The following is a 21109-nucleotide window of genomic DNA, read 5'->3' on the forward strand; positions in this document are numbered from 1 at the left end:
ATGGACCAGCACACCACCGCACGGCCGGGCCGACGTCCCGCCCGCCACCTGATCTCCATCGACGACCTCACCGACCGGGACCTGCGCCGCGTCGTCGCCCGCGGCGCCGAGTTCTCGGCGGGCACCGTCACCCACTCCCACGCCCTGGACGGGCTCGTCGCCGGCGTCTACTTCGCCAAGACCTCCACCCGCACCCGCACCGCCTTCTCCTCCGGCGCCCTGCGCGTCGGCGCGAGGATCGTCGCCTACGGCCCCGGCGACCTCCAGCTGAACACCGGCGAGTCCGTCGAGGACACCGGCCGGGTGCTCTCCGGGATGCTCGACGTGCTCGTCGCCCGCACCGCCGGCCCCGAGGCCGAACTGCGCGGCTGGGCCGCCCAGGACCGGATGGCCGTCGTCAACGCGATGAGCGCCGAGGAGCACCCCACCCAGGCCCTCACCGACCTGACCACCCTGCTGCGCCACTTCGGCCGCGTCGAGGGCCTGCGCGTCCTGTACGTCGGCGAGGGCAACAACACCGCCGCCGCCCTCGCCCTGGCCCTGACCCGCTACGCGGGCGTCCACCTCGAGCTGCGCACCCCGCCCGGCTACGGGCTGCTCCCCTCCGTCGCCGACCGGGCCCGGGCCCGGGCCGAGCGCACCGGAGCCGTCCTCGTGGAGCGCCACGACATGGACGCGCTGCCCGAGGGCTTCGACGTGGTCTACACGACCCGCTGGCAGACCACGGGCACCGAGAAGCCGGACGCGAACTGGCGGGAGATCTTCGCCCCGTTCCAGGTCACCTCCGCCCTGTGGGGCACGAGCCCGGACGCCGTCTTCATGCACGACCTGCCCGCCCACCGCGGCGAGGAGGTCACCGCCGAGGTGCTGGACGGGCCCCGGAGCATCGCCTTCGCCCAGGCCACCAACAAGATGCACAGCGCCATGGCCGTGCTGGAGTACACCCACTCCGACCCGCACGACGACGCCGACCCGCCGGCCGCCCCGTCGGCCGAACTCCCGGCCGCCCTCCCGGCCGACGCCGACGCCGACGCCGACGCCGACGCCGCCGCCGCTCCGCGCCTCGTGTCGGCCGCGCGGTGACCCCGCCGCCGAAGACCGTGACGGACCCGGCCGTCCTGCCCTGGAGCCTCGCCGAGGACGGCGCGGCCCCCGAGCGGGCGACCGACGGAGCGCCGGCCGCCGCGCCGGCGGTCCCCGCCTCCCGTACCGAGGACCGGACCGCGCTCGCGGCGCCCGCCGGGACCGAGGCGGAACCCGACCCCGGGGCCGCCGACGCGCCCGTACCGCTGCGCCGCAACCGCGACTTCGGCCTGCTGTGGGGCGGCGCCGGACTGTCGCTGCTCGCCGGCCGGGCCACCGCCGTCGCCTACCCCCTCACCGTCCTGTGGTTCACCGGCTCGCCGGGCGACGCCGGCCTGGTCGGCACCGCCCTGCTCCTGCCGCAGCTCCTCGTCCAGCTCCCCGGCGGCGCCCTCGTCGACCGCTGGGACCGGCGCCGGATCATGCTCTTCTCCGGCCTCGGTCAGGCGCTCGTCGCCGGAGCCGTCGCCGCCCTCCTGCTCAGCGGCCACGTCTGGCTCTGGGCGCTGCTCGTCGCCGCCTTCGTCGAGGGCACCCTCGGCGTCCTGCACCAACTGGCCGAGCGGGCGGCGGTGCCGGCCGTGGTCCCGGTGGAGCAACTGCCGGCCGCCCTCACCGGCAACGAGGCCCGCACCCGCGGCGCGGCCATCGCCGGGCAGCCGCTCGGCAGCGGCCTGGTCGCCCTGGGTGCCTCCTTCCCGTACGTCGCGGCCCTCGTCGGACAACTCGCCTCCGTGGCACTGCTGTTCGGCGTCAAGGGCAAGCTCCAGGCGGAACGCACCGGACCGCGCGCCGATCTGCGACAGGAGGTCAGGGAAGGCCTCGTGTGGATGTGGCGCCAGCACTTCCTGCGGGCCGTCATGGCCGCCGTCGCCGTCTCCAACGTCCTCTTCCAGGGCCTCAACCTCGCCGTCATGACGGGCATCCAGGAGAACCACGGATCGCAGTTCCAGATCGGCGTGGTCCTCTCCCTCAGCGGGGCCGGCGGGCTCGTCGGCGCCATCAGCGGAGGCTGGTGGGCCACCCGCTTCCCCCTGCGGACCCTGGTCCTCGGCGGCCTCCTCGTGTGGACCGCCCTCATGGTCCCCGTCGCCTTCCTGCGCGACCCGTACGCCCTCGGCGCGCTGTTCGCCGCCAGCGGCTACGTCGGAGGCGTGTTCAACGTCGCCGGCGGGGTGTTCATGGTCCGCGTCGCCCCCGACCGGATGCGGGGGAGGGCCAACTCCCTCGCCATGCTGGTCGGCTCCGGAGCGATGGCCGCCGGCCCCGTGGCCGCCGGCTTCGCCCTGGAGGCGTTCGGCCCCACCCGTACCGTCCTCGGCCTGAGCGCCGCCATGGGCCTCACCGCGCTCGTCGCGCTGCTCTCGCCCGCGCTGCGCCGCAACCCGCTCGACGAGAAGGCCGTGGAGCCCGCGAAGGCCTCCTGAAGCCCCTCCGGGCCCCGCCTGTGACCTGCGGAAACGCGATATAGGGCAGGTATGGCGGGGCCCGGGAGAGTACAGCCATCGCACCACCGACGATCCCCCCCCCGCATCCGCGACAGACTCCAAAGGAGCACGACAATGCCGCTCAACTCCATGGACCGCAGGACCGTCCTGCGGACCGCCCTGGGCGCGGCGGGCGCCGCGGCCGCGGTCTCGCTCGTGGGAGCCGCTCCCGCCGCCGCCCACGGCAACCGCCGCCCGCAGCTGCCCAAGGTCGAGGGCATGGTCGGAGACCGCTGGGCGAACGAGTTCTGGTACGAGTACGACGAGCGCTTCTACTACACCCCGACCCCGGAGCTCTCCGCGGCCGTCGGCGCCATCACCGGCCAGTTCGGCGGCTTCACCAAGTCCTACGACGCCTGGGTCGCCACCCGCCAGGGCGGCCGCTACCCGCGCAGCTGGGTCGAGCTCATCAAGCCGTACCGCAAGGAGTTCCAGCTCCTGTCCCGCGCCCAGAAGGAGGTCTACGAGCAGTTCTACGGCCGTGACCCCCGGGGCCTGATCTTCGCGTTCCAGGAGTTCGGCCAGGGCACCCTGTTCGACCCGCGCCGCCCGGCCGGCAACAAGGTCCACATGATGAACTACACGCCGCCGAACCCGACCCACGCCTACCACCGCTGGCACCCCTTCCTCCAGTCGTTCCAGCTCCTGGACATCGACAAGGCGTGGTGGTCGCACGTCAACCGGCTCGTCGGCGCGGCCTGGGAGCTCCAGTCCATCGGCAAGCCCGTGAACGACGCCAACGACAACAAGCACCTGCCGAAGCGCGTCGTCCACCAGGTCACCACCAAGTGGCTGCTGCGCTCCAACGACCGGGTCAACAAGGCGTTCGACGTCTTCCCCTACCCGGCCGACATGGGCAAGTAAGCCCGCTCCACCCCTCGTTCCACATGACTCAGGAGGATTGGCACACCATGCGAGACACGACCGGACCTTCTCCCCGAATCGGCGTCTGGATGGTCGGCGCGCGAGGCTCCGTCGCGACGGCCGCCGTCGCCGGCGCGGCGGCCATCGTCGCGGGTGCCGCCTCCCCCGTCGGGTGCGTCACCGAAACGCCCCCGTTCCGTGACGCACCCCTGCCGGCCCTCGCCGACCTGGTGTTCGGCGGCCACGACGTCGTCGACACCCCGCTGTCGGCGAGGGCCGGCCAACTCGCCGAGGCGGGCGTCCTGCCCCACTCGATCCTGGGGGCCCTGGACACCGCGCTCGCCGCGGCGGAGCTGGAGATACGCGACGGCTCCCCCCGGGCCGGCGAGCCGCAGTCCGAGACCGCGGCCCGCCTCGCCGCTGACATGGCCGCCTTCCGCGACCGGCACGGCCTGGAACAGGTGGTCGTCGTCAACGTCTCCTCCACGGAGCCGCTGCCCGATCCCGACCCCGCCTTCCTGAACCTGGCCGCCCTGGAGTCCGCGCTCGCCGACGGCTCCCTCACCCTGCCCGTCAGCTCCCTCTACGCCTACGCCGCCTTCACCGCAGGCTGCGCCTACGTCAACTTCACCCCCTCCGCCGGCGCCGCGCTGCCCGCCCTGGAGGAGCTCGCCCGACTGCGCCGCGTCCCCCACGCCGGCCGCGACGGCAAGACCGGCGAGACCCTGGTCAAGAGCGCCCTCGCGCCGATGTTCACCCAGCGGGCGCTGCGCCTGCGGTCCTGGTCGGGCACCAACCTCCTCGGCGGCGGCGACGGCGCGACCCTCGCCGACCCGGCGGCGGCCCGCTCCAAGACGGAGTCCAAGCAGCGCAGCCTGGAGGAGACCGTCGGCCACGCGGTCCAGGGCCAGACCCACATCGACAACGTCCCCGAGATGGGGGAGTGGAAGACCGCCTGGGACCACATCTCCTTCGAGGGCTTCCTCGGCGTGCGGATGACCATGCAGTTCACCTGGCAGGGCTGCGACTCCGCGCTGGCCGCCCCCCTGGTCCTCGACCTGGTGCGGCTGGCCGCCCTGGGAGCCCGCCGCGGCGAGAGCGGCGCGCTGCCGGCCCTCGGCTTCTTCTTCAAGGACCCGGCGGGCTCCGCCGAGCACAACCTCACCCTCCAGTACGAGGCCCTGACGGCCTGGGCGAACGCCGACCGGGTGCGGCCGGCCGGACGCGCCCACCCCCTGACGGGGGCCCGGCCGTGACCACCCTCCAGCCCGCCGGCGCGGTCGGGACGACGGCCGGGGCCGGGGCCGCGAGCAGTGCGCGGCCCACCGCCGCGCCGGCGCCCGCCGCCGACGCGCCCCTGGTCCTGCCGCCCTTCCCCGGTCGGGCCTTCCACGCGCGGCGCGCCCTGCGCGCCCACGTCGAACTGGTCCGCGCGCCCGCCGCGATCACCGTCCCCGGCGACGTCCTCGCCGGAGCCCTGGCCGCCGGGCGCGGCACCGGGGCCCGCACCCTCGGCCTCGCCGCCTCCTCCGTCTGCCTCTACTGGGCGGGCATGGCCCTCAACGACTGGGCCGACCGCGAACTCGACGCGGTGGAACGCCCCGAACGCCCCCTGCCCTCCGGCCGGATCACCCCCCGAGCCGCCCTGGCGACCGCGGCCGCACTGACCGCGGCGGGCCTCGGCGTCGCCGCCCTCGCCGGCGGCCCCCGCACCGCCCTGCGCCGCACCCTGCCCCTGGCCGCCGCCGTGTGGGCCTACGACCTCGGCGCCAAGAACACCCCGCTCGGCCCCGCCGTGATGGCCGCCGCCCGCGCGCTGGACGTCCTCCACGGCACCGGCCCCGGACCGGCCCGCCCGGCCCTGGTGCCGGCCGCCGCCGTCGCCGCGCACACCCTGGGCCTGACCCGGCTCAGCCGGCACGAGGTCGACGGCGCACCGCCCCGCGAGGCGGCCCTGGCGCTGGCCGCCTCCGCCGTCGCGGCGGCCGGCACGGTCCGCCGTACGACCGGAGCGGCCCAGGCGGCCGCGCTCGCCCTGTACGCCGGCAGCCACGCCCCCGAGCTGGTCCGCGTGCTGCGCGGACCCGGCGCCGCCCCCGAGGTGCGCCGGGCCGTCGGCGCCGGCATCCACGCCCTGCTCCCGCTCCAGGCGGCCCTGGCCGTCCGGGGCGGCGCCCCCCGCGTCGCCGTGCCGCTCGCCGCGGCCCTGCCCCTCGTACGCCGCCTCGCCCGGAAGGTGTCCTCGACGTGAGCGCCCCCCACGGCCCGGCGCCCCGCTTCTCCTACGGCACCAACGGCCTCGCCGACCACCGCCTGGGCGACGCCCTGCGGCTGCTCGCCGACCTCGGCTACGAGGGCGTCGCGCTGACCCTGGACCACCAGCACCTGGACCCGTACGGCCCCGGGCTCGCCGCCCGCGTCGACGAGGTCCGGCGCACCCTGGAGGCCACCGGTCTGGCCGTCGTCGTCGAGACGGGCGCCCGCTACCTCCTCGACCCGCGCCGCAAGCACCGGCCCACGCTGTTGTCCGCCGCGCCCGAGGGTCGTGAGCTGCGCCTGGACCTGCTGCGCCGGGCCGTCGACATCGGCGCCGAACTGGGCGCGGAGGCGGTCCACTTCTGGAGCGGCGCCGCCGACCCGGACACCACCCGCGAGCAGGCCTGGCAGCGGCTGGTCGACGGCTGTGCCCGGCTCGTCGCGCACGCCGACGCGACCGGCGTCGACCTGGCCTTCGAACCCGAACCGGGCATGCTCGTCGCCGACCTGGCGGGATACCGCAGGCTCCTGGCCGACCTCGGCCGGCCGGAGCGCCTGCGGCTCACCCTGGACCTCGGACACTGCCGGTGCCTGGAACCCCACCCCGTCGCCCGGTGCGTGGAACTGGCCGCCGACCGCCTGGCCCACGTCCAGATCGAGGACATGCGCCGGGGCACCCACGAGCACCTGCCCTTCGGGGAGGGGGAGATCGACTTCCCGCCGGTGCTGGGCGCACTCGCCGACACCGGCTACCGGGGCCTGGTCTCCGTAGAACTTCCCCGGCACAGCCACGCCGGGGCCAAGACCGCCGCCGACAGCATCGCCTTCCTGCGCGCCGCCGCCACGCACCCGCGGGCGCGCCGGTCGACGGCGACACCGTCCCCGGCGGACCGGTTCCCCCCGCTCCCCGGGCCGTCCGGCTCCCCGGAGCGCCACGCGTCGAAGAAGGAGGCCGTACCGGCATGACCGCTCCCACCCTCGCCCCGCCCGCCCCGTCGGCGCCCGCCACCGCGTCCGACAACGCCGACCACGCCGACCGCGCCGTCCACGACGCGCTGACCCTGCGCACGCTGGAGGAGTCCCTGCGCTCCGTCCTCGACCAGGAGCACCGGGTCCGGCTGACCGCCGCCGTCGCCGCCGTGGCCGCGGACGGCCCCGCCGCCCTCGACCGCCGCTTCCCGGCAGCCGGCCGCGAGTACGGCCGCGGCCCCCTGCCCGGCTGGGCCGACTGGGCCGTCGAGGACGCCGTACGCACCGTCCTGCTGCTGGCCCTCACCCGCCACGGCTCCGGCTCCGTCACCGGGGAGGCCCTCGCCCGCGAGGCCGCCGACCGCTACGCGCACGGCGACGCCGCCGAGCGCCGGGGCGTCCTGCGCGCGCTGCCGTTCCTGCCGATCGGCGACCGCGCCACGCACCTGACCGACGACGCCGTGCGCACCAACGACAACCGGCTCATCGCCGCCGCCCTGGGCCCCTACGCCCGCGCCCACCTCGACCAGTACCGCTGGCGCCAGGCCGTCCTCAAGTGCCTGTTCACCGGCATCCCGCTGGCCAAGGTGGCCGGACTGCACGAGCGCCGGGACGCCGAACTGGCCCGCATGGCGCACGGCTTCGCGGCCGAGCGACGGGCCGCCGACCGCACCGTACCGGCCGACCTGTGGGCCGTGGCCGCCCTCGACAACTGACCCTCCCCCCACCCCCCTACCGGAGCCCGACCATGCGCATCTTCGACCCGCACATCCACATGACGTCCCGCACCACGGACGACTACCGAGCGATGCACGCCGCCGGCGTCCGCGCGCTGGTCGAGCCCGCGTTCTGGCTGGGCCAGCCGCGCACCTCCCCCTCCAGCTTCACCGACTACTTCGACGCGCTCCTCGGCTGGGAGCCCTACCGGGCGGCGCAGTTCGGCATCAGCCACCACTGCACCATCGGCCTCAACCCGAAGGAGGCGAACGACCCGCGCTGCACGCCCGTCCTGGACCTGCTGCCGCGCTACCTCGCCAAGGACGGGGTCGTCGCCGTCGGCGAGATCGGCTACGACACCGTCACCGACGCCGAGGAGCACGCCTTCGCCGTCCAGCTCGGCCTCGCCGTCGAGTTCGCGCTGCCGGCCCTCGTGCACACCCCGCACCGGGACAAGGCGGGCGGCACCAGCCGCTCCCTGGCCGTCATCCGCGAGTCGGGCATCGACCCCGGCTTCGTCGTCCTCGACCACCTCAACGAGGTCACCGTCCGCGAGGTCCACGACTCCGGCTGCTGGATGGGCTTCTCCATCTACCCCGACACCAAGATGACCCCCGAGCGGATGGTCGCCATCCTCAAGGAACACGGCACCGAGCGGATCCTCGTCAACTCCGCCGCCGACTGGGGCCACAGCGACCCGCTGCTCACCCGCGCCACCGGCGAGGCCATGCTCGCCGCCGGATTCGACGAGGACGACGTGGACCGCGTGCTGTGGCGCAACCCCGTCACCTTCTACGCGCAGTCCGGCCGGCTCGGCCTCGACGGGTACACGGAGGAGCAGGCCGCGGGCCTCTACGCCGGCAACTCGATCGCCCGCGGCGGAAACTGATCAGGGAAAGAGGAACCGCCTGATGCGCTTCCGCCACGCGGACGGCACCGCCGTCCACCTCTCGTACTGCACGAACGTGCACCCCGCCGAAACCCTCGACGGGATCACCGCCCAGCTCTCGGCGTACGCCGAACCGGTGCGCCGGGCCACCGGCGCCGCCGTCATCGGCCTCGGCCTGTGGCTGCCGGTGGACGCGGCGTCGGCCCTCGCCGCCGACCCGGCCGCCGTCACCCGGCTGCGTCGCGAGCTGACCGTCCGCGGGCTGGAGACCGTCACCCTCAACGGGTTCCCGTACAAGGGCTTCCACGCCCCCGTCGTCAAACGGGCGGTCTACTACCCGGACTGGTCGGAGCCCGCGCGCCTGGACTACACGCTGAACCTGGCCCGGGTCCTGGCGGGGCTGCTGCCCGACGACGCCGAACGGGGCTCCGTGTCCACCCTGCCGCTGGCCTGGCGCACCGCCTGGTCGCGCACGCAGGCCGCCGCGGCGATGCGGCAGTTCGACGCGCTCGCCGCCGGACTGCGCCGCGTCGAGGCGGAGACGGGCCGCACGATCCGGGTCGCCGTCGAACCCGAGCCGGGCTGCGTGGCGGAGACCACCGAGCAGGCCGTGGAGGTGCTCAAGAACGTCGACCACGAACGCATCGGGCTGTGCCTCGACACGTGCCACCTCGCGGTGGCACACGAGGACCCGGACACCGCCGTCGCCCGCCTGCTCACGGCCGGGCTCCAGGTGGTCAAGGTGCAGGCCTCCAGCGCCCTGGAGGCCGCCGACCCGAACGACCCCCGGGTGCGGGAGGCGCTGGCGGCCTTCGCCGAGCCGCGGTTCCTGCACCAGACCCGGGAGGCCGCGCCGAACGGGGGCGAGCTGCTCGGCTCCGACGACCTGGGGCCGGCCCTCGCCGGCGCCCTGCCCGGCGAGGCGCCCTGGCGGATCCACTACCACGTACCGCTGCACGAGGAGCCGGCCCCGCCGCTCGCCTCGACCTCGCCGGTGCTGCGCGACACGTTGCGGACGCTGTTCGGCGGTGCCCACGCCGTCACCGACCACATCGAGGTCGAGACCTACACCTGGTCGGTGCTGCCCGAGGAGGGGCGGCCGGTCGGCGGGGCCGGCCTGGCCCGGGGCATCGCCGCCGAACTGGACTGGACGGCGCGGGAGCTGACCGCCCTCGGCCTCAGGACCACCACGCCGGCCCCGACCACCACCCCGACCGTCACCACCCCGACCACCACCGCTCCGTCGACCACCACCGCTCCGTCGACCGCCACCCCGTCCACCGCCGCCACCCCGTCCACCGCCGCCACCGCCGCCCGAGCCGCCGCCACCGCGCAGAAGGAGCCAGGATCGTGACCGCCTCCACCCGCCCCTCCGCCCGGAGGAAGACGGCCGTCCTGTGCACCGTCGGCCTCACCCCGCGCCTGCTGCCCCACATGCCGAACCTGCGGGCCATCGGCGAGCAGGGCTTCGCCGCCCCGCTCGACACCGTGTTCCCCGCCGTCACCGCCACCGTCCAGGCCACGCTCACCACCGGCACCCTGCCGCGCGAGCACGGGGCGGTCGGCAACGGCTGGTACTTCCGCGACCACGGCGAGGTCATGATGTGGCGCCAGCACAACGCCCTCGTCGGCGGCGAGAAGGTCTGGCAGGCCGCCCGGCGCCACGACCCCGACCACACCACCGCCTACCTGTGCTGGTGGTGGGCGATGGGCGCCGACGTCAACACCGTCCTGACCCCGCGCCCCGTCTACCACTACGACGGCCGCAAGGCCCCGGACTGCTACACCGTGCCCGCCGCGCTGAGGGACGAACTGACCGCCGCGCAAGGCGAGTTCCCGCTGTTCAACTACTGGGGGCCGACCGCCTCGCTCACCTCCACCCGCTGGATCGCGGGCGCCGCCCGGCACGTCGCCGACACCCGCGACCCCGACCTGTCCTTCATCTACGTCCCCCACCTCGACTACGACCTCCAGCGGTTCGGCCCCGACAGCCCCGAGGCCGTCCGCGCCGCCCGCGAGGCGGACGCCGCCCTCGGACCGCTCCTGGACGACCTGCGCGCCCGCGGCACCACCATCGTGGCCCTCAGCGAGTACGGCATCTCCCCGGTCAGCCGGCCCGTGGACGTCAACCGCGCGCTGCGCCGCGAGGGCCTGCTGTCCGTGTACACCCAGCGCGGCATGGAGTACCTGGACCCGTACACCTCCCGGGCCTTCGCCGTCGCCGACCACCAGGCCGCCCACGTCTACGTGGCCGACCCGGTCGACATCCCGCGCGTCCGGGACGTGCTGAAGTCCCTGGACGGGGTCGACGAGATCTGGGACCGCACGCAACAGGCCGACTACGGCATCGACCACCCGAACTCCGGCGAACTGGTGGCCGTATCGGAACCCGACGCCTGGTTCACCTACTACTACTGGCTCGACGACCGGCGCGCGCCCGACTTCGCGCGGGGCGTCGAGATCCACCGCAAGCCCGGCTACGACCCCGCCGAGCTGTTCTTCGACCCCGCCGACCCGGCGGCCAAGGCGAAGGCGGCCCTCGCGGTGCTGAAGAAGAAGGCGGGGATGCGCGCACCGCTCCAGGTGGTGCCGCTCGACCCCGGCTGCGTCCGCGGCAGCCACGGACGTCTGCCCGAGGACGACCGGGACGGGCCGATGTTGCTCTGCTCGGACCCGTCCCAGGAACGGGCCCGCTACCACGCCACCGAGGTCAAGGACCTGCTCCTGCGCCTCGGCGGACTGACCTGAACAACACCCTCCAGGGTGAGAGGAGGATCCGATGACCAGCCAGACCCTGGCCGCGGCCCGCGGCCCCATCGATCACACGAACCGCACCGGGGCGCTGCCCGTGCCCGAGGCGGCCGCCCGGGAGGCCGCGCGACTGAAGGCCACGGGTGAGGCCCACGTCTGGTGGTGGCCCTTCGAGGACCACGTGGACCAGGCCGACTTCGACCTGCTCGACGAGGTCGAGCAGGTGCGCGCCCGCCGCTACCGCCACGAACGGGACGCCGCGGCGTTCACCCGCACCCGCGCCGGCGCCCGCCGCGCCATCGGCGAGCTGCTGGGCGTGGACGCCCGTACGGTGGCCCTCGGCCGCCGCGTCTGCCCCGGCTGCGGCGACCTCGAGCACGGCCCGCCGGCCGTGGCGAGCCCCGCCGTCGGGCTCGCGCTGAGCCTGACCCGCACCGGCGGGTGCGGGGTGCTGGCCCTGCACGCCGGCGACTGGATCGGCGTGGACATCGAGGCGCTGCGCCCGGTGGAGTCCGGCTCCCTCGCCAGTGTGGTGCTGGCGCCGGCCGAGCACGCGTACATCCTGTCGCTGCCGGCCGGCCCCGAGCGGACCGCCGCCTTCCACCGGGTGTGGACCCGCAAGGAGGCCGTCCTCAAGGGCGTCGGCCTCGGCCTGCTCGGCATCGACCTCAACGCCCTGGACGTGCGGCCCGCCGTGCCGGGCCCGCTCGTGGTGGACCACGGCTACCGGGGCGAGGTCAGCAGCTGGCAGGTCGACGACCTCGACCTCAACGGGAACTGGTCGGCCTCGCTGGCCCGGCCGATCGACGGCTCCCCGCTCGGCCCGATCCTGCGCCACGGCCCCTCGTAGCGCTCCCGCCGGCCCGCCGGCCCCCGCACCGCCCGGCCCGGACCCTCACCCCGTGGGGTCCGGGCCGGGCCGGACCACCCTCCCGCACGGTGAACCAGACCCCTCACGGAGTTCCTGATGGCCCAGCCCGCCACCTCCACCGCCGACCCCGCCACGGACCCCGCCCCGGGCACCGCCACCACCCCCGCCCCGGCGGCGGCCACCGCACCCGCACCCGCCGCGCCCGTGCGCAAGGGGCCGCCGCACACCCCGGCCCCCGGGCTGCGCGCCGTGAGCGCCGGGCTGCTCGTCGTCGCCCTGCTGCTGTCGACGGGCGCGCTCGTCGGCGGCTCCGTCCAGGAGTTCCTGGACGAGATGGCGGGGGTCTTCGCCCTGGTCTCGCTGTCCCTCTCCGTGATGCTGGGCCTCGCCACCGTCTTCCGCGACGTCCTCACCCCCGGCCGCCGGCAGCTCGCCCAGACCCTGCACCGGGCGGCCGGCCTGATCGGCGTCGGCTTCCTGCTGGTCCACATCGGCGTCAAGGTCGCCGGCGAGCGGATCGCCGCGACCGACGCCCTCCTCGGCACCGGCGACCTCCTGGTCGACCTCGGCACCCTCGCGGCGCAGCTGTTCGTCCTCGCCCTCGTCACCGGCCTGTGGCGGGGCGTCTTCGCCACCCGCCGCTGGATCCGCCCCTTCCGCATCCTCCACGGACTCGCCTACGCCGCCTGGCTCGCCGGTCTCGTCCACGGACTCGGCGCCGGACGCGCCCCCGCCCCGTGGGTCCTCGTCTGCTACGGCCTGTGCGTCGCCGCCACCGCGGCGGCCCTCGGTCACCGCTGGACGAGGGGCCGCCGAGGCCGCTGAACGCGACCGACCCACCCCGCGCAGACGGTTTTTGGCCGGAGGCTCCCCGCCCCCGGCCGAAAGGCGTACCTCCGGGCCTTCCCAGTAGAGGCAATATAGATCCGCGATCCAGGATCGGTGGCGTTGCATCCGCCACCCGTGCGGATGGGGCTGCTGACATTCCCCCCTCAAAAGCATTGGAAGGACTGGTCGCGCATGAGGACCGAGACGAACAGCCTCCGCGGGCGCAGCGCCGCCGGATCTCCCGGATTCGCGCTGCGCCTGGACGGCGTCGTGAAGGAGTACGGAAAGACCGGCCGGGGCGTGCGCGCGCTCGACGGGGTCTCGGTGGGCATCGAGCGCGGCTCGTTCACGGCCGTCATGGGACCGTCCGGTTCCGGAAAGTCCACCTTCCTGCACTGCGCGGCCGGCCTCGACAAGCCGTCCAGCGGCAAGGCCTTCATCGGGGACACCGAACTGGGGGGGATGAACGAGACCCAGCTGACCAAGCTGCGCCGCGAGCGCATCGGTTTCGTCTTCCAGGCCTTCAACCTGATTCCCGCGCTGTCCGTGCGCCAGAACGTCGAGCTGCCGCTGCGCCTCGCCGGCGAACGCCTCGACCCGGTCTGGCTGGAGGAGATCCTCACCCGGGTGGGCCTCGGCGGTCGGGCCACGCACCGGCCCGCCGAACTCTCCGGTGGCCAGCAGCAGCGCGTCGCGATCGCCCGCGCCCTGATCACCCGCCCCGACGTCATCTTCGGTGACGAGCCCACCGGCGCCCTCGACACGGTGACCGCCAAGGAGATCCTCTCCCTGCTGCGTTCCTGCGTCGACGAGACCGGTCAGACCGTGGTCATGGTCACCCACGACCCGGTCGCCGCCTCTTACGCCGACACCGTCCTGTTCCTCGCCGACGGCCGGATCGCCGACCGCATGCAGGCGCCCACCGCCGACCGCGTCGCCGACCGCATGACCCACCTGGGAGCGTGGGCCTGATGCTGCGCTACGCCCTCCAGACCCTGCGCGCCCGCAAGGGCGGCTTCATCGGGGCCTTCCTCGCCCTCTTCTGCGCCGCCGCGCTCGTCACGGCCTGCGGCATCCTCCTGGAGACCGGCCTTCGCGGCACGATCGGCACCGAACGCTACTCCGGCGCCCCGGTGATCGTCGGCGGCGACCAGAACGTCCACCAGGTCACCGTCAAGCAGAAGGGCGACAAGACCAAGACGAAGGAGAAGGAGAAGCCGCTCGGCGAGCGCGTCTGGCTCCCGGCCGACACCGTCACCACGCTGGCCTCCCTGCCCGGCGTCCGGGCCGCCCTGCCTGAGATCACCTTCCCGGCCCACGCGGTCACCCCCAAGGGGCAGGTCGTCCCCGGCGTGGACGGCAAGCCCTCCTACGGGCACTCCTGGACCTCCGCGGCCCTGACCCCCTTCACCCTCGCCGAGGGCGCCGCCCCCGTCGGCGCCGACGAGGTCGTCGTCGACCGTGAGCTGGCCCGCCGTGCCGGCATCGAGCCCGGCGCCCAGCTGACCGTCCAGGCGACCGGCTCCCCCCGCGTCTACCGGGTGAGCGGCATCGCCGCCCCGTCCGGCGGCGACCTCAAGCAGCAGACCTCGCTGTTCTTCTCGGACGCCGAGGCCGAACGGCTCTCGGGCCGCGCCGGCCAGGTGGCCGTCGTCGGTGTCCTGCCCAAGGACGGCGTGTCCACCGGCGAACTCGCCTCGCAGGTCTCCAAGGCCCTCGACGGCACCTCCGCCCAGGTGGTCACCGGCGGCGAGCGCGGTCCGGTCGAGTTCCTCGACGCGGCCAAGGCCCGCATCAAGCTGGTCTCCATGGGCGGCGCCATCGGCGGCACCTCGCTGCTCGTCGCGATCCTCGTGGTCGTCGGCACCTTCGCCCTCTCCATCCAGCAGCGCTACCGCGAACTGGCCCTGCTGCGCGCCATCGCCGCCACCCCCAAGCAGGTCCGCCAGCTCATCGGCCGCGAGGCGCTGATCGTCGGCTTCTTCGCCGGCGTCCTCGGCTCCGTCACCGGTCTGCCGATCGCCTACTGGCTGCACGGGAAGTTCGTCGGCTTCAAGGCCATCCCGGACACCCTCGAAGTCACCTTCAGCGTCTTCCCGTTCTTCGCCGCCATCGGCGCGGCGCTCCTGGGAGCCTGGGCCGCCGCCCGGATCTCGGCCCGCCGCACCGCCCGCATCCGTCCCGCCGAGGCGCTGTCCGAGGCCTCCATGGAACAGCGGAACTTCGCCTGGGGCCGCATCGGCACCGGCGTCGCCTTCCTGGCCGGCGGCATCGTCCTCCTCGTGGTCCTCGCCGCGCTGCGCAGCGAGCCCGCGTCCACCCCGGTGACCTTCCTGTCGGTCGTCGTCCTGTCGGCCGCGATCTCGCTCCTGGGCCCGCTGATCGCCCGCCTCGCGGTCGCCGTCCTCGGGATCCCGCTGCGGGCCTCCCGCGTCGGCGGCTACCTGGCCACGGCCAACGCCCGCGCCAACACCAAGCGGGTCTCCGCCGCGGTCACCCCGCTCGCCCTGCTGATCGGCATGGCCTGCACGGTGTTCTTCGTCCAGACCACGATGGGCGCCGCGGCCACCGCCCAGGCCAAGGCCGGCAACAAGGCCGACTGGGTCGTCGGCGCGGCCGGCCCCGGTGTCCCGGCGCAGGCGGCCGAGAACCTCCGCAAGGTCCCGGGAGTCTCCGCGGTGACCGAGGTCGTCCGCACCTCCGTGCGCGTCGGCCTGGAGAAGTACCCGGCGCAGGGCGTCTCCACCCAGGGCCTGACCCTGACGTGGGACCCGGGCGTCACCGCCGGCAGCCTGGAGGGCTTCGACGCGCAGAGCGTCGCCCTGAGCGACGTCGCCGCCGACAACCTGGGCAAGAAGCCCGGGGACAAGCTGAAGCTGACCCTCGGCGACGGCACCGAGACCGAGCTGAACGTCGCCGCGGTCTACGAACGGGGCCTCGGCTTCGGTGACCTGACGATGTCCCACGCGCTGGTCTCCAAGCACGTCGACAACCCGCTCGCCTCCTCGCTGCTCGTCAAGACGGCCGACGCAGGCAAGCCCGGCCGGGCCGAACTGCAGAAGGCACTCGGCGGCCTCCCCGGCGTCGGAGTCCTCGACCGCGACCAGGTGGAGGACCTCCAGGCGGAGGTGCAGCAGTCCAACGCCGAGGTGAACTACGTCGCCATGGGCCTGATCATCGCCTTCACGGCGATCGCGGTGGTCAACACGCTGGCGATGTCGGTCTCCGACCGCACCCGCGAGTTCGCGCTGCTCCAGCTGGTCGGCACCACCCGGCGCCAGGTCATGCGGATGCTGCGCATCGAGGCGGCCCTCGTGGTCGTCATCTCCTCGGTCCTGGGCACGGGCGTGGCCTTCGCGGTCCTGACGGCCTTCAGCGTCGGGATGACCGGCTCCGCGTCCCCCTCCATCGACGGGTGGATGTACCTCGGCGTCCTCGGCTTCGCGGCGCTCCTGACGGCCCTGGCCACGCTGGTACCGGGCCGCCTGGCCCTCACCGGCCGGCCCGCGGACGTCATCGGCTCCCGCCAGTAGCACCACAACGGCCGGAGGGCCGGCCCCCTCGGGGGGCCGGCCCTCCGGCCGTTGTCGCCCGGTGGTCGGGCGGTCGATCAGTTGAGGACGGCTCCGCCGTCCTTGCGGTCCACGCGGCTGCGGCGGTGGTCCAGGTGCGCGTACACCCGGTGGAGCCAGCGGTCCTGGCCGTCGTAACGAGGGGTGAAGGAGGTCCGGCCGTGCACCGCGAGCCGGTTGTCGACGACCGCGAGGTCCCCGACGCGCAGGGCCAGCGCCGACATCGTCCGCATGAGCGCCTCGCGCAGCTCGCCCATGGCGACCTTGGCCTCGTCGTCCAACGGGTGCGTCGCCGCGAAGTCGACCAGGATGTTCGGGTCCTTCGGATCGCCGACGAGCACCGCGTGCGCCGGAGTCACCGAATTCAGATCGCCGAAGGACGGCGGCGGCTCGGTCAGGAACCGCGGCGCGGACAATACCGAAACGGTGTGTTCGGAAAGCAGCGGAAGGGCCCGCCGAATGGAAGAGGTGCAGAGCTTCGCATCGCCCGTCGGGTCCTCGCGCACGCACAGCAGACCGACATAATCGGGCTTGTTGTCGTGGAAGGCGTTCTCGACGTGGAGTTCCAGGAGGACGGATCCCGCGTTGCTCTGCGAACGCTCGCTGCCCGGAACCGGGACGACGTTCTGCACCAGCGCGCCGGTCTTCTCGCTGCGATAGGCGATGACCTCGCCGAGCTGGAGCATCGCCGCCGTGACGAGCGCCGACGCCACGGCCGGCACCCGCTCCACCGAACCGGGGACGGTCGGGGTCTCGGGCAGCGGGTCGTTGGCCACCACCGGCATGTTGCGCAGCAGCAGCACCGCGTCGGGACCCGCGTCGTGCCGGAACCGGCGCAGCGCGGTGAGGACCGGACGGGGCAGCGCCGCGGAGGCGTCGCGGACCACGTCCAGCCAGGCCGGGTCGTCGATGAGCGCCGGCGTGGCGGCGAGGACCTCTCCGGCGACGGCGATCATCCCGTCGCGCTCCTCGTCGGTGAGGGTGAACGCGTCCGGGGTCGTCCCGGTGGCGGTGAGGGTGAGCGTGTGTTCCTGGGTCCGCGGCATGAAGAAATCCTCGGGTTGATGAGCGATGACCCGAGTCAGTTTCCGGACCTGTCCTATTTCATTCCTATGGGAATTTGTTCGCGGCAGGCCCGGCACATGCGTATAGGCAGGACATAGTGCCCCGCCTCATGGTGTGGGGGCGGCTTTGTCCACGGTTTCGCGGTGAAAGTCTTCGCGAATTCCGGTGGATCGCCGCGCGACCCGCACCATCCGACGGGGGAGAAGAAGGGAGGACTTCCATGGCATTACGTGAAGAGGGCTCCGCCCACGGCGCGGCGACGGCCGCGGCCGACGCGCTCGGCGTCCGCGGCGAGGCCCACGTCTGGTGGTGGCGGACACCGGAACGCACCGATCCGGACGATCTGCCGCTGCTGGACACCGAGGAGTTCCGGCGGGCGCTGTCCCTGCCCGCCGAACGGGACGCCGCCGCCTTCGTCCGCTCCCGCGCCGCGGGCCGGCGGGCACTGGCCGGGCTGTTCGACCTCGACCCCGGGGAGATCGCCCTGGGCCGGCGGGACTGTCCCGGCTGCGGAGACGGCAGCCACGGTCCGCCCCGGCTCGTCTCACCGCCCGTACGGATCGCCCTGAGCACGAGCCGTACGGCGGGCTGCGGGGTCTTCGCCGTCGGCGCGGGCACCGCGATCGGCATCGACGCCGAGTCCCTGCGCCCGGTGCGAACCGGCGCCACCCGCGACCCGGACCTCACCGCCTCCGAGCGGGAGTACCTGGGGCGGACGGCGCCCGGCCCGGAGCGGGACGCGGTGTTCCACCGCATCTGGACCCGCAAGGAGGCCGTGGTCAAGGCCACCGGCCTCGGGCTGTCCGGGGTCGAACTCGGCCTGCTGGAAACCCATCCCGCCCGCGTCGGTCCCGTACGGGTCACCCACACCCACCGCGGCCGCACCACCGCCTGGACCGTCGAGGACCTCCACCTGTTCGAGGACGTCGCGGTCGCGCTGGCCCGCCCGGCGGGACCCGCCGCGCACGGCCCCGTCCACCACCACACGGACCACTGACCCGATCACCCTCCGGTCGTCCCTCCCACGCGCCCCGCCGGCGCGCACCGCAACGCCCTGCTCCGCCCACCTTCAGAGACCGCCCCAGCGAAAGGCCACAGCCGCCATGACCATCGAGTCCTTCTTCCCCGTGGAACAGCTGATCGCGGAGAACGCCTTCCAGGCCGCCTCCGCCGGTGAGGCCCCCGAACAGCTGCTGGGACTGACCGACGAGGACCTGATCGCGTACTTCGACGCGATCGCCGAGGCCGTGGAACGGGACGACCCCGGTCCGGCCGCACGCGGCGGCTGGGAGGAGCGGGAGCGGCTGCGCTTCTCCACCTGGGTCCGCCAGGTCTGCGCCCACCCGCTCTCGCCCGCCGTCTTCGCGCTCCCGGCCGGCCGGATCGTCCGCGAGGCCCAGCTCGCGCAGGCCGCGGAGCTGGCGTTCCGCATCGACGTGGGCCGGGCCCGCGCGAAGGCCGCCAAGCCCTCCGCCGAGGTGCGGGCCACGGCCGCGGTGGCGGCGGCCTGGGCGATCGCCGCCGACGCGCTGTCGCGTTCCCCGCGGCCCCCGCGCGAGCGGATCGTCGGCGACGTGTGGACCATCGTGCGGGAGACCATCGAGCCGGCCCTGCGCCCGACGGGCACCACGGCCTGGCAGCGTTCCCGCAGCTCGTGGTGAGACCCGCCGCCCGGTCCGCGTCCTCCTGATCACGCCGGGCCCGCCCCGGCTCATCCCACCGCGGAGGGGAAGGCGTCACGGGTCGTGAGGGAACCCGCCAGCAGGCGTACCAGGTCGTTCCACCGGTACAGGGGCCTGCCCTGGGCGTCGAGCCCGGACAGTTCCAGCAGGGCGTGGTCCACCAGCTCGTCCAGCGACGATTCCGCCTCCTCCTCCGCGGTGCCGAGCACCAGCGCCGCGTACTGGGCGCAGAAGGGCTCCGAGTCCCCGTCGGCCAGTCCCGTCAGCACCGTCAGTTCCGCCGCGTGCAGCCGGCGCACCGAGTGCACCAGGGCCTCGCGCACGCTCACGTCGCCGTACGCCAACTCGCCCAGCCGGGTGTCGGGGTCGGCGAGCCGGGCCGCCAGGCGGCCCACCGGCCAGTGCGGCCTGGCCGCGAGACGGGCCCCCGCCACGTGCAGGGCCAGCGGCAGGCCGGCGCAGTACGCCACCAGGTCGTCGGCCGCGTCCGGGTCGTCCTCCAGACGGTCCCGGCCGACCAGGGAGGCCAGCAGCTCCGAGGCCTCCTCGTCGTCGACCGGGGCCAGCGCGGTGGTGTCCGCGCCGGCGACCCGGGCCAGGCGGGCCTGGCTGGTGATGAGCACCGCCGACTCCGGACCGCCCGGCAGCAGCGGGGCCACTTGGCGGTCGCCCACCGCGCCGTCCAGCACCAGCAGCAGCCGGGCGCCCGAGGTCCGGGTCCGGTACAGCCGGACCAGCTCCTCCAGATCGCCCGCCACCGCCGGCGCCGGCGGCTCGCCGAGCGCGCGCAGCAGCCGCACCAGCACCTCGGCCGGCTCCTTCGGGGCGCCGTCCGGGTGGCAGAGCTCCACGAACAACTGCCCGTCGGGGAAGTAGGCGGCGCAGTCCTGTGCCGCGCGCACCGCCAGCGCCGTCTTGCCCACCCCGGCCATGCCGGTGATCAGCAGCCGGCGCGGGCGGCCGTCCTCGCGGCCGAGCCGTCCGCGCAGCGCGGCCAGCTCCTCGCGACGGCCGGTGAACTCCCCGTACGGGGCCGGCAGCATCGCGGGGGCCTGGCGGCCCGGGGCCGGACGGTGCGCGGCCGGGGCCGCCTGGGCGGGGATCCGCCGCTCGCGGGGCGCCGGGGCGGACACGGCGTCCGTCGCGGGGACGGAGCTCCGCGGGGCGCGCGGGCCGGCCGCGCCGGGGCGACCTGCGGGCGCGGTGTCCCAGCCGAGGCCGCCGCCGAGCACCGCCTGGTAGGTGGAGCCGAGCGTCTCGCCGGGGTCCACGCCGAGCTGGTCGGCGAGGACCGCGCGGCCCTCGTAGTAGGTGTGCAGGGCGTCGGCCTGGCGTCCGCAGCGGTACAGGGCCGTCATGAGCTGGGCGCGCAGGCGCTCGCGCACCGGGTGTTCGGAGACCAGCCCCGTCAGCTCGGCCGTGACCTGCTCGTGCCGGCCGACGGCGAGGTCGGCCTCGATCCGGCTCTCCAGCGCGATCATCCGCGCCTCTTCCAGCCGGGGCAGCTCGGCCTCGATCATCTGCTCCGTCGCGTTGGCGAGGGCGGTGCCCCGCCACAGGTCCAGCGCGTCGCGCAGCAGAGTGCCGGCCTCCGCGAAGCGTCGCTCGGCGAGCGCCTCGCGGCCCAGCCGGTCGAGCCGGTCGAACTCGATCAGGTCGATCCACGCCCCCGGCGCGCGCAGCACGTAGCCGGGCTGGCGCCGGACGATCTCGACCTCCGAGCCGAGGTGCTTGCGCAGCCGCGACATGTACGTGTAGATCTGCGCGCCGGCCGTGGCCGGCGGGTCCCACCCCCACAGCAGTGCGCTGAGCCGGGCGTCGGAGACCACGCGTCCTTCGGACAGCAGCAGCGCCGCCAGCACCGTATGGACCTTGGAACCGGAGAGCGGGATCGTACTGCCGCCTCCCCGTTTGGCCTCGATCGGCCCGAGCAGCCGGAAGTCCATGCGGCACCCCCTTCTGGTGTGAGCATCCGTTCTGGATTCCAGAAGCTAATCGGGGGCCTTATTGGAGGGTTATCGCTCGCCGTGCCGCACCGGACGGGCCGCGATATCCCCCGGCCGGGACGGTGGGCG

At 74.6% G+C, this 21109-nt stretch carries 18 protein-coding genes; 16 read left to right on the plus strand and 2 right to left on the minus strand.

The genetic code is table 11. From position 1 onward, the window contains the following. The 14 genes from ACZ6ZI_RS11900 (at window position 1) to ACZ6ZI_RS11965 (ending at window position 16248) form a co-directional block, all read left to right on the plus strand. A complete protein-coding gene (locus ACZ6ZI_RS11900; RefSeq protein ID WP_469518967.1) occupies window positions 1–1083 on the plus strand; it encodes an ornithine carbamoyltransferase in 1083 nt (360 codons plus the stop codon). Next, complete coding sequence (locus ACZ6ZI_RS11905) at window positions 1080–2510, plus strand: MFS transporter (RefSeq protein WP_469518969.1); 1431 nt, start codon at window positions 1080–1082, stop codon at window positions 2508–2510. The genes ACZ6ZI_RS11900 and ACZ6ZI_RS11905 overlap by 4 nt, the downstream gene beginning before the upstream one ends. Window positions 2511–2645: 135 nt before the next feature. Beyond that, complete coding sequence (locus ACZ6ZI_RS11910) at window positions 2646–3434, plus strand: Tat pathway signal sequence domain protein (RefSeq protein ID WP_363052734.1); 789 nt, start codon at window positions 2646–2648, stop codon at window positions 3432–3434. 47 nt (window positions 3435–3481) lie between these two features. Next, window positions 3482–4690: an inositol-3-phosphate synthase gene (locus ACZ6ZI_RS11915; RefSeq protein ID WP_469518972.1), complete on the plus strand. Its 1209-nt coding sequence runs from the start codon at window positions 3482–3484 to the stop codon at window positions 4688–4690. Beyond that, a complete protein-coding gene (locus tag ACZ6ZI_RS11920; RefSeq protein ID WP_469518974.1) occupies window positions 4687–5685 on the plus strand; it encodes an SCO3242 family prenyltransferase in 999 nt (332 codons plus the stop codon). The genes ACZ6ZI_RS11915 and ACZ6ZI_RS11920 overlap by 4 nt, the downstream gene beginning before the upstream one ends. Continuing rightward, window positions 5682–6656 (plus strand): sugar phosphate isomerase/epimerase family protein, encoded by a 975-nt coding sequence (locus tag ACZ6ZI_RS11925; RefSeq protein WP_469518976.1) that lies wholly within the window; start codon window positions 5682–5684, stop codon window positions 6654–6656. Before ACZ6ZI_RS11920 ends, ACZ6ZI_RS11925 begins: the two co-directional genes overlap by 4 nt. Continuing rightward, window positions 6653–7375 carry an EboA domain-containing protein gene (locus ACZ6ZI_RS11930; protein ID WP_469518978.1) on the plus strand — a complete coding sequence of 241 codons (723 nt, stop codon included), beginning with the start codon at window positions 6653–6655 and terminating at the stop codon, window positions 7373–7375. The genes ACZ6ZI_RS11925 and ACZ6ZI_RS11930 overlap by 4 nt, the downstream gene beginning before the upstream one ends. A gap of 32 nt (window positions 7376–7407) precedes the next feature. Further along, the gene (locus ACZ6ZI_RS11935) at window positions 7408–8265 is read left to right on the plus strand and encodes a TatD family hydrolase (RefSeq protein WP_469518980.1); all 858 of its coding nucleotides are present in this window, start codon (window positions 7408–7410) and stop codon (window positions 8263–8265) included. 22 nt (window positions 8266–8287) lie between these two features. After that, window positions 8288–9619, plus strand: coding sequence for a metabolite traffic protein EboE (gene eboE / locus ACZ6ZI_RS11940; RefSeq protein ID WP_469518982.1), 1332 nt, complete (start codon window positions 8288–8290; stop codon window positions 9617–9619). After that, window positions 9616–11013: an alkaline phosphatase family protein gene (locus tag ACZ6ZI_RS11945; protein ID WP_469518984.1), complete on the plus strand. Its 1398-nt coding sequence runs from the start codon at window positions 9616–9618 to the stop codon at window positions 11011–11013. Before eboE ends, ACZ6ZI_RS11945 begins: the two co-directional genes overlap by 4 nt. Before the next feature lie 31 nt (window positions 11014–11044). Beyond that, complete coding sequence (locus ACZ6ZI_RS11950; RefSeq protein ID WP_363052750.1) at window positions 11045–11866, plus strand: 4'-phosphopantetheinyl transferase family protein; 822 nt, start codon at window positions 11045–11047, stop codon at window positions 11864–11866. Between the two features lie 117 nt (window positions 11867–11983). After that, window positions 11984–12712, plus strand: a complete 729-nt coding sequence (locus tag ACZ6ZI_RS11955) for a hypothetical protein (RefSeq protein WP_469518986.1) — start codon at window positions 11984–11986, stop codon at window positions 12710–12712. Between the two features lie 195 nt (window positions 12713–12907). After that, complete coding sequence (locus ACZ6ZI_RS11960) at window positions 12908–13687, plus strand: ABC transporter ATP-binding protein (protein WP_363052754.1); 780 nt, start codon at window positions 12908–12910, stop codon at window positions 13685–13687. After that, window positions 13687–16248, plus strand: a complete 2562-nt coding sequence (locus tag ACZ6ZI_RS11965; RefSeq protein WP_469518989.1) for an FtsX-like permease family protein — start codon at window positions 13687–13689, stop codon at window positions 16246–16248. Before ACZ6ZI_RS11960 ends, ACZ6ZI_RS11965 begins: the two co-directional genes overlap by 1 nt. A gap of 77 nt (window positions 16249–16325) precedes the next feature. Here ACZ6ZI_RS11965 and ACZ6ZI_RS11970 read toward each other — a convergent pair whose 3' ends face one another. After that, window positions 16326–17333 carry a TauD/TfdA family dioxygenase gene (locus ACZ6ZI_RS11970; protein ID WP_363052758.1) on the minus strand — a complete coding sequence of 336 codons (1008 nt, stop codon included), beginning with the start codon at window positions 17331–17333 and terminating at the stop codon, window positions 16326–16328. A 239-nt stretch (window positions 17334–17572) separates the two neighbouring features. Here ACZ6ZI_RS11970 and ACZ6ZI_RS11975 point away from each other — a divergent pair, with 239 nt between their 5' ends. Together ACZ6ZI_RS11975 and ACZ6ZI_RS11980 are read left to right on the plus strand one after the other, a co-directional pair. Next, a complete protein-coding gene (locus ACZ6ZI_RS11975) occupies window positions 17573–18349 on the plus strand; it encodes a 4'-phosphopantetheinyl transferase family protein (protein WP_469518991.1) in 777 nt (258 codons plus the stop codon). Window positions 18350–18455: 106 nt separating this feature from the next. After that, window positions 18456–19013 carry a hypothetical protein gene (locus ACZ6ZI_RS11980; protein WP_469518993.1) on the plus strand — a complete coding sequence of 186 codons (558 nt, stop codon included), beginning with the start codon at window positions 18456–18458 and terminating at the stop codon, window positions 19011–19013. 50 nt (window positions 19014–19063) lie between these two features. On the opposite strand, the gene ACZ6ZI_RS11985 is transcribed toward ACZ6ZI_RS11980, so the two are convergent. Continuing rightward, window positions 19064–20980 (minus strand): AfsR/SARP family transcriptional regulator, encoded by a 1917-nt coding sequence (locus tag ACZ6ZI_RS11985; protein WP_469518996.1) that lies wholly within the window; start codon window positions 20978–20980, stop codon window positions 19064–19066. Window positions 20981–21109: the final 129 nt, after the last annotated feature.

Source organism: Streptomyces sp. NPDC103540 (assembly GCF_055584445.1).